This is a genomic window from Paenibacillus plantarum, assembly GCF_013141695.1.
GTDB classification, from domain to species: domain Bacteria; phylum Bacillota; class Bacilli; order Paenibacillales; family NBRC-103111; genus Paenibacillus_E; species Paenibacillus_E plantarum.
The window spans coordinates 312928-325186 of sequence record NZ_WHNY01000004.1 but is presented as its reverse complement, the minus strand read 5'-3'; the positions used below and the strand labels follow the sequence as shown (position 1 = coordinate 325186).

Sequence of the window (12259 nt, the reverse complement as noted above, 5' to 3'; positions counted from 1 at the left end):
AATAAACCATGAAACCTCACGTCTTGGTTGCAGTTAATGGTTTTACGGAAGAACACATGGAACGTATCCGGCAGGCTTTGTCCGGTTGGGCGTCAATGGAACGAATAGACGAAGAAACTTCTGAGTCTGTTTTCCGTGAAAAGATAAGTAGGTCTCATATTATCGTTGGTTGGCCGAAAGCGGAATGGTTGGCAGGAAGCCCGGTTCGGCTTGTCCAATTAGGAAGCGTTGGTTATGACGCTTTCCTAGGCAACAAACATCAAGATGATCCTTCTTTTACGCTTTGTAATGCTAGCGGTGTCATGTCTGTTGCTGTAGCAGAGCATTTAATTGCTATGATGTTCGCATTGACGCGCCGTATTTCGCATCACATACGCGATATGAGTAAGCATAGCTGGAGTCGTCAATCCGAATATGAAGAGGTGTATGGCAGCACGTCTTGCATTGTCGGAGTGGGCGGCATCGGCACAGAAATCGCGCGACGTCTGCGTCTACTAGGCGTTCGTACTATTGGGGTGCGTCGTGAAATCGGAGAATCACATCCTTACATGGATGAAATGTACCCAAGCTCCCGAATGAAGGAAGCTGTAGCGAAAGCTGATCATGTGATTCTGATCTTACCCGGCAACGCACAGACAGAGAAATTGTTTGATTATAAAATGTTCGCTTCTATGAAAAAGGGGGCCTATTTCTATAATCTGGCTCGCGGAAGTATCGTCGATGAGAATGTCCTGCATGCGGCTTTGATTAGCGGTAGGCTGAAGGGCGCGGGGCTTGATGTCTTCGAGGTAGAACCGCTTCCAATGGAAAGTCCGTTATGGGAAATGGATAATGTGATCATTACACCTCATTCGGGAGGACGGTCGGTCAAAGAATTCGATCGTTTCTGTCATTTGCTCTTGAACAATCTGATGAATTATCGTGAGGGGAAACCATTTCTCAATCAGGTGAATTTATAAAAAAAATGACAACAATGACCATTTACGAGGTGAAATGACAGGATGAATACAATAAAATACGCGACAATTGCGAAATCCGCTGCAAATAACCCAAGGAATGATACGGCTTCCATCGCTGAGTTGGAGGATGGTACATTGCTAGCGGTTTGGCACAAGTATGACGGTTCTTTTGGAAGCGATTTCGATTTATGCCGGATTTATGCCAAAACTTCTACGGACGGCGGAATGACCTGGGAACGCGAGCGGATGCTCATCGATGTCAATCCAGAAGATCACAATGTACAGGCTCCTGGTCTGTGTCTTCTACCCAATGGTACGTTAATTCTCCATTGCTTAAGAGGCCATCAGGGGGGATCCAGCTCCACAATGGAAACCTATGTCTCGAAGGATGGAGGCGAGAGTTGGGAATTTCTTGCACACATTTGGGAACGTACGAAGGGGCAATGGCTGCAAGGCGGTGCGAATCATATCAACCTATTGTCCAGCGGTCGGTTGTTACTTCCATTCCACTTCGGCACAGGCCATCAAGGTGGTCAACACAATGAGATAGGATGCTACTTTAGCGATGATGACGGATTTACATGGACGCGTGCAGCTGGTACCGTAGATTTGCCTATGCGTGGCGCTATGGAATCCTCCGTTGCTGAATTGAGCGACAGACGTCTTCTCATGTCCATCAGGTCTCAATTAGGAGCGGTATTTCTGTGCACTTCAATGGACGGCGGCAACACGTGGAGTTTACCGCAAACAAGCGGTTTGAAATCGCCGGAATCATGCACTTGTTTGCGGCGAATTCCTGGCACCGATGTACTCCTTCTGTTATGGAACGATAGTCAGTACGAACCCGGCAAGCATCATTTCGGACGACGTACACCTTTAAGCGCAGCAGTTTCTACAGATGGCGGGGAATCCTGGAAAAGAGTTGGGAACATTGCGGTGGGTCCGAATGAATATACCAATCTGAATTGTATGTTTACAAAATCCGGCAAAGCCATCATTACCTACATGCAGGTCGAGGATCCGGCCTTCGATGCGCCGGCAACAGATCCACCGTTTAAAAGGACTGGAATCGATTTAATGGCTGCAGTGTTAGACACCACAATAATGGTTTAAGCAAGGTAACTACCGTCTATAGACGGTAGTTGTTTTTTCATACTTATCAAGGTAACATCTAATTTATAAGGAGAAACAATCTTCTCTATTTGTAAGCGCTTATAACAGGGGGGGAATGGATCCGATGTACAAAGTATTGATTGCTGATGATGAGGAGTTTATTCGCGAAAGGGTAATTAATAACATGCCATGGGCTGAGATTGGATTTGAAGTGGCAGGGTGTGCTTCTGATGGAGAATTAGCTCTACAAATGGTACGCGAATGTCATCCGGATGTCATTTTGACGGATATTTTAATGCCGAATATGACGGGATTAGAACTTGCACAGTGCGTGAAAAGTGAATTTCCTCACATCAAGGTTGCACTGATGAGTGCGTATGATGATTTTCAATATGCTAAAGAGGCGATACGTTTTGGGGTGAAAGGTTATCTGCTTAAGCCAATTATTCGCGATGAATTCCTCGAGCTGTTCCGAGATGTCGCCAATAATTTAAAGAACGAAGCTGGGCAGCCCGTTCATTCCGTTAAACATATGGTCGTAAAGACGAGTGGAGATCGCAATTCGTATGTTGCTGTTGCGAAGCAATATATTACTGAAAACTATCCAGAACGAATCAAGCTTGAAGACGTTTCGGAACGGCTGCACGTCAATCCGAACTATTTCAGCACATTATTCAAGCGGGAAACGGGAAAGAATTTTATTGATTATCTGAACGAGGTTAGAATCAACGAGTCCATGAAATTATTGTTGCATACCGATTACAAAGTTTTTGAAATTTCGATGAGTGTCGGTTATGGCAATTTTTCGTATTTCAATAAAATATTCAAACGCATAAGCGGTGTTACGCCGCAAACCTATAGAGAATCTGGCGGATCGGTCTTCCAGTTCAAGGAAGGCATGTAATGAAGCGAAAAGAGATAAAGCTGAATCGTTTTTTGTTGCTTTTCTCCCTTTCGATCGTCTCACTAATGCTCATCATTATCGGATATGTGCTCTATGTGAAAACCGTCCGTTACATTGATGAGAAAACCGATATGATGCAAGCCATGAAATTGAATCAAACAACCGCGGATGTGCGCAAGCAATTCGAAGATATTTATCAAACCATAGATAGTTTACGGAATAACACCATATTAATCCAATCATTGGACAAATTAGAGCGACAAGATGCAACCTCGTATGAAAAGGTGAGTCTGTCGCAAAATGTAGAGTCCTCCCTATTTAATTTGAATAAAGGAAATGAGTTCATCAGTGGCATCACGGTTTGGACAAAGGGTGGCCAGTACAGTTCGAATGCCAAGTATTCCTCGTATTATTTTGAAGGCAATCAATTGTCACTTTCCAACCTAGACAATCAGATCAGGTTCGTCTCCATAAACCAGACGTATCAAGCATTTGACTTGAATTCCTTGGAAATCAATGATGATGCACTGCGAAATCTACTGGACATATGGAACAAATCGAGTTACTTTATGTGTCCGCTTAAAGGTCCAGAAGGTTCACTCGGAATACTCACCATCAATTTAAATGCAGGGGTGTTCAATCGTATTCTTCCATACGGTGAATCTCTGGCGATCTTGGATGCAAAGGACCAAGTTCTATTTAAGGGGAGCACAGTTACGCCAGAAATCAATGAACTGCTGAAAAGTAGGGAGAATACGCAGCAAATGGACGGCATTCCACTCTCGGGGAAACGTTATTTTTTTCGGGATATCGGATTTCATGACATCCGCATCGCATTGGCTGAAAACGAATCTGGGTTTCACAAAAGGCAGCTTCTGGCGCTTGGGGGATATTCGCTCATCATATTAGGCGGCAGCGCATTACTTACTTTATTTCTATCGCATTTGATTGGCCGCAAAATCTTGTTCCCCTTGCACAGCCTGATTAGTTGGATCGGCAGGCAGCGCAGCTTGGAGGAACGATGGGAACCTGTAGAAGATGGACGGAATCGATACAAAAGGTTCACGATGAGGGACCGTTTTTTTGTCTATTTTTTAATTACGATACTGCTTCCTATCTGTCTTTTCGTTACGGTTTTTTATGTGCAATCATCAAAAATTATTACGCAGGAATTGGAAGAAACCTTTTATACGCTGTTTGATAAGACAGCTCATAGGGTAGAGTTATTTGCCGATCAAAAAGAGTCTGCCATGACCCGTTTGGCTTACGATGCGTTTGTTGTATCCTACGTAGATCAACCGAGCAATAACCTGCAACAGCATATGGATCAACTCATTTTTGATAGTTTTTTGCCCATTCTCAGTGAGGATGCCATTGGCATCTACAATATAAATAATCAATTGATCTACAGCAATCGATATAAGCATGCAAACCAAATCGACCAGACTTTTTTCGAGCAAATGCGTGCTAGCCGTAAACCTATTTTTTACTGGCTTCCACCGACGGATACAGCATCCTCTACGGTAAGTTTAAGCATAGGCATCGTCGATATAAATCGCTATTCAAGTCCGATTGCTTATATGAAAACGGATATAAACGGTGTATTCTTCACCAATCTGTATGCCGATCTGAACGGGAATGGCAGTGAAGCGTTTATCATGGATGAAAATGGACGTATAATCTCCCATCCGGATATGGGAAGAATCGGGCAGAAAGCCGACATTCCGTTTCAATTGGATTCATCGGAGGGGACCCTATTCCGCTCGAATAACGCCATATATTTTTCCAAGAAAATCGCTGCTTTACCCTGGTATGTGATTGCAAGGTACGATGCTTCGGCGATTAGGGATCAGGTGATACGTCTCTTTTTCGATGATATTTATTTGTTAGTCATTCTTTTTTTGCTGATTCTCCTATTTTCCTATTTGATGTCACAGTATTTAGTGCAGCCGCTAGCTTCCATTCAAAACCGTTATCTGAGCATTGATCTTGATCGTGTTAATCAATTAACTCTCCATAGAAGCTTTGCGATTGATGAAGTTGAACAGCTAAGAATTTCCTTTAACCACATGCTGGAGAGGATTCACAGGTTGGTACAGGACACGTTGGATGCGAATGAAGAAAGGCTAACCCTTGAATTTGAGAAAAGGGAGCTGCACATGGAGGCGCTGCAGGCACAAATTAATCCCCATTTCCTTTACAATACACTTGAAAATATCATGTATATGATCGAAAAGGGAGAGCGCCATTTGGCAGTAGATATGATTGGACTATTGAGTCGTCTGTTTCGATACGCCATGGGGAAAGACAGCCCATTAACGACGCTTAGAGAAGAGATCGTTTACTGCCAGTCCTATTCGAAGATCATGAGCTACCGCTATAAGAATAGGATTTATTTCGAATGGCATATGGACGAATCGCTGAACGATTGTGTCGTTAATAAGATGATCCTACAGCCCATTATTGAGAATTCAATAAGACATACGCTTAAGATGAATAACAGCGAGATTAGGATCAGGGTCAGCTGTATGAAAAAGGAGAATCATATCGAAGTGGTCGTCAAGGATAACGGCCCCGGCATAGAACAAAATAAGCTAGAAGAAATTCGTCTTCGTTTGGAGAATAGAGATCGGGGAAATGTAGGATTATATAATGTGAATAGTAGAATTAAACTCCATTTTGGCGATGTGTATGGCTTATCGATCGATAGTCCCGGTGTTGGAACGATAGTGACAATCCGGCTTCCGTACCAGAGCGTTAACCCTATGGAAGCGTCCTCAAATGTATGAGATTCGTATTATAAACCCCTGATGATAGTGTTACTGATCTCAGGGGCTTCTTATTTATAATGAATAGGTAAGGCAAGCGATAAGATTAGGGGGATGAATATGACAAGTAAAAAAGTAAGCGTTACCGCACTAAGCTTGGCAGTAGTCTTGATGGCCTCGGGATGCTCGGGGGGGGAAACAACGAGCGAACCGAACGTTACCAATGTGTCAGACAAGCCGGCGGATACCTCAAAAACGCTGGAAATCAGTTGGGTTGGCCAAGGGGCAAGAGGTAAGATTGAAGACAACAACCAGGTTCAACAAATGATTGAAAAGAAATTCAATGTGAAATTGAAGAATCGAAAACTGGACGTAAACAACAAGGAACAAAAAAATCTGATGGTAGCGTCAGGAGAGTTGCCTGATATCGCCTTCATGGATGCACCGGATAAGCTATATTCGGATGCTGTCACCCGAAGCATACCCAAGGATATGATCATGAAGTACGCTCCTAATTACGCTAAAGTTTTAAGCGATCAGCCAACGGGGTGGAAAATAAATCAAGTTCCTGGTAAGAATGGCGAATATTATGCCCTCACGGGTTATAAACAAGATTGGGATAATCTCACTTGGGGTCAAGTTTACCGTCTGGATTGGATGGAAAAACTCGGATTTAAGCCTAAAGGGGACATCGTTCCAGTGGGGACTTCCGGTGGTGCCGAAAGAATTTTCTTTACAAAGCAAGCGTTTACACTAGATGAAGAGCAGAAAATGTTCGAAGCGTTTGCCAATAATGATCCTGACGGCAACGGTAAAAAGGATACGTATGGTTTACTTCTGAACAATAGCGATGCATCTTGGGCTTTAAATACGGAAGCTGGGGCGTTTGGCGTTGGTTGGGATTATAATGTGGAGGAAAACGGGAAAGTAGTCAATTATGCGATCAGCCAAAACTATAAAGAGTTTCTGACATACATGGCCTCTTTAAATAAGAAGGGGTATATCGATCCGGAATTCACCACATTAAACCGCGCTAAAAGCTGGGAAAAATTCGCTGCCGGGAAATACGGCGCAGCGCAGGTGCAGGTTCAAGCGGCAGGCATGGTGCCCTTTACGTTCAATCGTCCGCCTGGAAATCTCGTCTTGAAGGATCCGAATGCGAAATTTCTTTTTACCCCGGCACCTATCGGTTCTAAAGGTCAGCAGGGTTCGGCCGCTTATACGCCTGTAGATGGATTCGGCTACGCGATGGTCATCAAAAAGGATGTCTCGGATGAAAAATTAGCCCGTATTCTCCAGATTTTTGACTATTTGAACTTGGACAAAGAGGGGCTCATGCTCTCAGCGTTCGGTGAAGAAGGAAAAGATTATTCGTGGGAAGCTGAGCCTTATAAGTCGGCTGTCATTCCTAAACAGGCAGCGGAAGTCGAAAAAGACGGTATAGGTTACTACAATTTGCCGATCCAACTAGGGAATGTCAATGCGTATTATAGTAATGCTGCCGTTTCCAAATTGACAGATCTGTATTTTGGAGCAGAAATAGGCAGGAAAACTGCCTATCGGCCCTTCAAATGGGATTATTTCAATCAAACCAAATACAATGAGTTGAAAACCAAATACGATGCAAAATTAAAAACGATTACGGATGAATTCTTGTTTAAGTCCATTACGGGTGAGCTGAATGTCGATTCTGCTTGGGATGCCTACGTGAAGAATTGGCGCAGCAGCGGTGGTGATGAGCTTCTTGCCGAACTGGAAAAAGCGCCGAAAGTCGCCGATCTCCGTAAGAAGTAATTTCCAATATAGGAAAAACGAATAAGATATGGAACGTGGGAGATTTGTCGGAGACAAGTCTCCCCACTTTTTAGAAAGGCGGAGGAACATGGCTATCTCAGTTGAAACATCAGTTATTAAAGCGAAACCATCCAGAGCTCTGAAGTGGAAAAAAGTAAAAAAAATGAAAATGTTGTATTTTCTTTTGCTGTTGCCTGTCGTGCATCTTGCTATCTTTCATTATGCGCCGATGTATGGCGTGATCATAGCTTTTAAGGACTTTAAAGCCGGGCTTGGCATTTGGGACAGCCCCTGGAATAATTTTGAACACTTTAAAAATATGTTTCATGATTTCGTATTTATAAGAGCACTCCGAAATACCGTCATCATCAGCGTTCTGCGGCTTGCGGTAGGCTTTACGTTCCCGATCATCTTTGCGCTGCTGATCAACGAAATCATGCACAATAAATTCAAGAGGACCGTACAAAGCATTTCGTATTTACCGCATTTCATGTCTTGGGTCATTATTGCCAGCATGGTCGTTGAGGTCTTTTCCCCACAGCGGGGGGTAGTCAATTACGTCATTACCTTATTCGGCGGAACACCGATCAACTTTTTATCCAGTAAAACTTATTTTATCCCTCTTCTGCTTATTTCCGATGCCTGGAAGGAAGTGGGTTGGGCGTCGATTCTGTATCTGGCTTCGATATCCTCGATTTCACCGGAAATCTATGAAGCGGCGGAATCAGACGGGGCTAACCGTTTTCACAAGATGATTTATATTACACTGCCTTCGCTTATCCCTGTGATCACTATTTTATTTCTACTTCGTTTAGGTCACATTTTATCCGGCGGGTTTGATCAAATTCTTAACTTGTATAGTCCGTTGGTCTATGAAGTTGGAGATATTATCGATACCTATGTGTACCGGGCGGGTCTCGTCGAATTTAGATTAGATTATTCCGCTGCAGTCGGGTTGTTCAAAAACGTGGTGGGGGTTGTTCTGCTCGTCACAGTGAATCAGATTGTGCGTAAATTCAACGACTATGGGGTGTGGTGAACATGAGGCAAGTGCAGCAAAGAACAGGCAGAATCCGCGTCAGACTCCAACCCGGTTGGTGGTTTGTTGGTCTAAACAGCATGTTTATGGTTATTTTTTCATTGGTCATCCTCTATCCGTTCTGGCAGGTGGTGGTGTTATCTTTCTCCGACGGAAGAGAAGCGACTACGCTCGGTTTCCATTTCTGGCCAAATAATTGGTCCTTTGAAGCTTATCGGTATTTGCTCTCCACTGGGGAGATCGTTCGGCCCTATATGAACTCGATTTTACGTACCGCCTTCGGGACTGTATTGGAGGTTTTATTTACCATACTGGCTGCTTATCCGCTTGCCAAGAAAGAACTTCCTTTTCGCGGGGGGCTTACCACTTATTTCATCATCCCTATGTTTTTTAGCGGGGGGTTAATCCCGACTTATCTGATCATTCGTAGTTTGGGGCTGCTCGACAACTTTCTAGTTCTCATCATTCCGGGAGCTGTTGCCATTTTCAGTATCATTATCATGCGAAATTATTTTATGTCCTTGGATACAGCTATGGAGGAATCCGCCGTGATCGACGGAGCCGGTTATTTGACGCTTCTGTTTAGAATCATTTTGCCGGTTTCGACGCCTGTACTGGCTACCATAGCCCTTTGGGCTGCAGTCGAGCATTGGAATGCATGGTTTGATGCCATTGTTTATATTCGGAACCGCAATTTGACGGTTATCCAAGTGATTATGCGTGAAATGCTGGCATCCATCAGTGAACAAAGCAATGATTTGATGTTAAATAATAATGCGCAGCAAGCGCAGCTTGCGATGAGCAACGTCCGCTCAGGCATTGCGCTGCTTTCGATAGGCCCCATCATATTAATATATCCATGGCTGCAAAAATATTTCATAAAAGGAGCTATGATTGGTTCCGTAAAAGGTTGAAATTTGGAGGGATGGTATGCGTATTCGTTTTGATCTATTTCCCGGCGGAAAGTGCAAAGCTCTGACGCTAAGTTACGATGACGGACGGGAATTCGACCGGAGAATGGTTCGTATTTTGAATGATTTCGACATTCGGGGGACGTTTCACTTGAATTCCGGACTCTTGGGAAAACCAGGTTATTTGGATCGTTCGGAAGTGAAAGAATTATTTAGCGGGCATGAGGTGTCAGCTCATACGGTCAGCCATCCATTTCTGAGTTTGTCTCCAAAGGAACGAATTGCCGATGAGATCTTGCAGGATCGCCGGGAGTTGGAGCAGCTTGTCGAATATCCCGTAAAGGGGTTGTCATACCCTCACGGCGCTTGGAACAAGGAGGTTGTGTCGCTGCTTCCTGCACTGGGAGTGGAGTATGCGCGAACTACGATCAATCATGGAAGCTTTGACATGCCGGAGGAGTGGTTGCTGTGGTCTCCTACCTGCCACCATCGCGATATGCTGGAATACGGCCAAAAGTTTATTGATGAGCGACCGCGTCATCCTCGAATGTCTTTGCTATATGTATGGGGTCATAGTTATGAATTTAATAACAATCAAAACTGGGAGCAGCTTGAGCGATTTGGTGAATTGGTCGGTCGGCATCCCGATATATGGTATGCGACCAATATTGAAATCGTCCTTTACGTCAAAGCATTGCACCAATTACGGTTTGCTGTTTCAGGGGAACTGGTTCATAATCCTTCTGCCTTGTCCGTGTGGTTCAGCTTGGAAGGACAAGCCATTGAAATAAAGCCTGGAGAAACTAAAAGACTATTCGTGTGAAATAGATGTTTGTGATAGAAACTTTGAAACGAGTGTTAAAGGTTACAAGCCTTCTTAACACTCGTTATTGTGTAGAAATTATCCTTTAACACTTCCGGCGGTTAAACCTTCAATGAGAAATTTCTGAATGATAGCAAAGATCAGAATAATTGGAAGGATGATAATTACACCGCTTGCCAGAATGCCTCCCCAATTGGTCGAACCCATGCTTTCCATCACCTCAGCGATGCCAACCTGGACAGTTTTCGCAGCAAGGGAGTTCGTTAAAATAAGCGAGTATTGGTAATCGTTCCAACCAAGAATAAAGGAATAGAGGCTAATGGCGACTAGCCCGGGCAAAGCAAGGGGAATCACAACAACAAACAATGTTTTTAGTTTCGATGCGCCATCCATGTAGGCCGCTTCTTCCAAATCGATCGGGATTGTTTTGAAAAAACCGCTCATGATCCAGACGCCAACAGGAATTGTCATTGTACAATAAATCATGACAAGTATTGTTTTGGTATTCAAAAGCGACATCGAGGATGCAAACTTATACCATGGAATCATAATCATTGGTCCTTGAATCATCTGCGCCAATACGAGCAGTACGAATATGAATTTAATCCCTGGAACTTTATATCTGGCTAAACCATAACCGCTGATACAAGCTATCAAACCCGTTATCAGCGCGGTAATCGCACATGTGATCAGAGAATTGGACAACAGTTTTCCAAGCTGGATCCCTTTTTTTCCTAGAGCCCATGTATAACTATCCAAAGTAAAAGGTGATACCCACCAAGTCGGTTTAGAGGCAAATATGGCTTCGTCGCTCTTGAATGAAGTATCCAAAAGCCAGAGAAAAGGTACTAAGGTAAAAACTAATAATAGAAACAAAATCGTGTATTTCCATATTCTCATCAAGTAAGTTTCTCTCATGTTCTCGCCCCTTAACTATTATCTTTACCAAACAATCTCGCATATGCAAATACCATAATCAACACAATCAGCATCGATAAAGTTCCAATAGCAGCGCCTTTACCTAAATCCAAATAAACGAATGCATGGGTGTATAAATAGGTCGGCAAAATACTGGTTGTATAACCCGGTCCACCATTGGTTAATGCCCAGATCATTTCGAACTTCGTCCAAGAAGCGATGAGTGAAACCATACCAGTGACATACATGATGGGTTTTAACGAAGGTAGTGTGACATAAAGAAATCTCTGCCAATTGGTCGCCCCGTCAATTTCTGCTGCTTCCTTCATCTCACTGGAAATTCCCTGCAGTGCGGATAGCAGCATTAATGTAACATAGGGGAACCCTTTCCAAGTAGAAGTGAGCAGCAATGATGGCCACACCCAAAATTCGTTCCCAAGCCAAACGATGTTGTCTTGAAGCAGATGCAGCAGCTTTAAATAGTAATTGAGCAACCCATATTGTCCGTCATAAATCCATTTCCAAATGATACCGATCACAACAACAGGAGAAACCCATGGAACCATAACTAACCCACGCCAAAGGCCCCTGAGGCGAAGCTTCTGATTTAGGATAAGTGCAGCTGGAACGGCTATGAGAAATTGGAGCAATGTTGAACCAATAACCCAAACAAGGCTATTTCTAAGAATAAACCAGAAATGATCATCATCCATAATCAACTCTTTATAGTTGTTCAAGCCCGTAAACTGCGTGCCACCGCCATGAAGCAGTGAGTATTTGAAGAAGCTGAGACGAAGCGTATCGAACAACGGATAAAATTGAAACAAGGCCACATATAATACGACTGGCGCAAGCAGCAAATATCCGAAAGCATACCGTTTGATAAGGGAACGGTTATGTTTATTTCTTAACGCAATAGAAGAAGCAGGTTGTTTGATTGGCGTGTCCATAGGTGAACTACCTCCTTTATAAGAGTAAAAAAAACGGGGAACAGCGACTTTAACTTCCTGTCGGTTCCCCGATGCATGCT

10 protein-coding genes are annotated in these 12259 nt (G+C 43.6%); 8 read left to right on the top strand and 2 right to left on the bottom strand.

Annotation, left to right across the window (positions count from 1 at the left end; translation table 11 throughout):
• Window positions 1–8: 8 nt before the first annotated feature.
• From GC096_RS01130 to GC096_RS01095, 8 genes are all read left to right on the top strand, one after another.
• A complete protein-coding gene (locus tag GC096_RS01130) occupies window positions 9–959 on the top strand; it encodes a D-2-hydroxyacid dehydrogenase (RefSeq protein WP_171628458.1) in 951 nt (316 codons plus the stop codon).
• A 42-nt stretch (window positions 960–1001) separates the two neighbouring features.
• Window positions 1002–2072 carry a sialidase family protein gene (locus tag GC096_RS01125; RefSeq protein WP_171628457.1) on the top strand — a complete coding sequence of 357 codons (1071 nt, stop codon included), beginning with the start codon at window positions 1002–1004 and terminating at the stop codon, window positions 2070–2072.
• A gap of 124 nt (window positions 2073–2196) precedes the next feature.
• A complete protein-coding gene (locus tag GC096_RS01120) occupies window positions 2197–2976 on the top strand; it encodes a response regulator transcription factor (RefSeq protein WP_171628456.1) in 780 nt (259 codons plus the stop codon).
• Window positions 2976–5765 carry a sensor histidine kinase gene (locus GC096_RS01115; RefSeq protein ID WP_171628455.1) on the top strand — a complete coding sequence of 930 codons (2790 nt, stop codon included), beginning with the start codon at window positions 2976–2978 and terminating at the stop codon, window positions 5763–5765. Before GC096_RS01120 ends, GC096_RS01115 begins: the two co-directional genes overlap by 1 nt.
• Before the next feature lie 99 nt (window positions 5766–5864).
• Window positions 5865–7538, top strand: a complete 1674-nt coding sequence (locus GC096_RS01110) for a type 2 periplasmic-binding domain-containing protein (protein ID WP_171628454.1) — start codon at window positions 5865–5867, stop codon at window positions 7536–7538.
• Window positions 7539–7626: 88 nt separating this feature from the next.
• Window positions 7627–8577 carry an ABC transporter permease gene (locus GC096_RS01105; RefSeq protein WP_171628453.1) on the top strand — a complete coding sequence of 317 codons (951 nt, stop codon included), beginning with the start codon at window positions 7627–7629 and terminating at the stop codon, window positions 8575–8577.
• A 2-nt stretch (window positions 8578–8579) separates the two neighbouring features.
• Window positions 8580–9491, top strand: coding sequence for a carbohydrate ABC transporter permease (locus GC096_RS01100; protein WP_246302501.1), 912 nt, complete (start codon window positions 8580–8582; stop codon window positions 9489–9491).
• A gap of 16 nt (window positions 9492–9507) precedes the next feature.
• Window positions 9508–10311 carry a polysaccharide deacetylase family protein gene (locus GC096_RS01095; RefSeq protein WP_171628452.1) on the top strand — a complete coding sequence of 268 codons (804 nt, stop codon included), beginning with the start codon at window positions 9508–9510 and terminating at the stop codon, window positions 10309–10311.
• A gap of 78 nt (window positions 10312–10389) precedes the next feature.
• On the opposite strand, the gene GC096_RS01090 is transcribed toward GC096_RS01095, so the two are convergent.
• Together GC096_RS01090 and GC096_RS01085 are read right to left on the bottom strand one after the other, a co-directional pair.
• A complete protein-coding gene (locus GC096_RS01090) occupies window positions 10390–11229 on the bottom strand; it encodes a carbohydrate ABC transporter permease (protein ID WP_056619089.1) in 840 nt (279 codons plus the stop codon).
• An 11-nt stretch (window positions 11230–11240) separates the two neighbouring features.
• Window positions 11241–12179, bottom strand: coding sequence for a carbohydrate ABC transporter permease (locus GC096_RS01085; protein ID WP_171628451.1), 939 nt, complete (start codon window positions 12177–12179; stop codon window positions 11241–11243).
• Between the last annotated feature and the right edge of the window lie 80 nt (window positions 12180–12259).

What these genes read in the sequence shown, in the direction of transcription:
- GC096_RS01125 (WP_171628457.1), top strand. Translation starts at nt 1,002, where the DNA reads ATGAATACAATAAAATACGCGACAATTGCGAAATCCGCTGCAAATAAC.
- GC096_RS01115 (WP_171628455.1), top strand. Translation starts at nt 2,976, where the DNA reads ATGAAGCGAAAAGAGATAAAGCTGAATCGTTTTTTGTTGCTTTTCTCC.
- GC096_RS01105 (WP_171628453.1), top strand. Translation starts at nt 7,627, where the DNA reads ATGGCTATCTCAGTTGAAACATCAGTTATTAAAGCGAAACCATCCAGA.
- GC096_RS01100 (WP_246302501.1), top strand. Translation starts at nt 8,580, where the DNA reads ATGAGGCAAGTGCAGCAAAGAACAGGCAGAATCCGCGTCAGACTCCAA.
- GC096_RS01130 (WP_171628458.1), top strand. Translation starts at nt 9, where the DNA reads ATGAAACCTCACGTCTTGGTTGCAGTTAATGGTTTTACGGAAGAACAC.
- GC096_RS01120 (WP_171628456.1), top strand. Translation starts at nt 2,197, where the DNA reads ATGTACAAAGTATTGATTGCTGATGATGAGGAGTTTATTCGCGAAAGG.
- GC096_RS01110 (WP_171628454.1), top strand. Translation starts at nt 5,865, where the DNA reads ATGACAAGTAAAAAAGTAAGCGTTACCGCACTAAGCTTGGCAGTAGTC.
- GC096_RS01095 (WP_171628452.1), top strand. Translation starts at nt 9,508, where the DNA reads ATGCGTATTCGTTTTGATCTATTTCCCGGCGGAAAGTGCAAAGCTCTG.
- GC096_RS01090 (WP_056619089.1), bottom strand. Translation starts at nt 11,229, where the DNA reads ATGAGAGAAACTTACTTGATGAGAATATGGAAATACACGATTTTGTTT.
- GC096_RS01085 (WP_171628451.1), bottom strand. Translation starts at nt 12,179, where the DNA reads ATGGACACGCCAATCAAACAACCTGCTTCTTCTATTGCGTTAAGAAAT.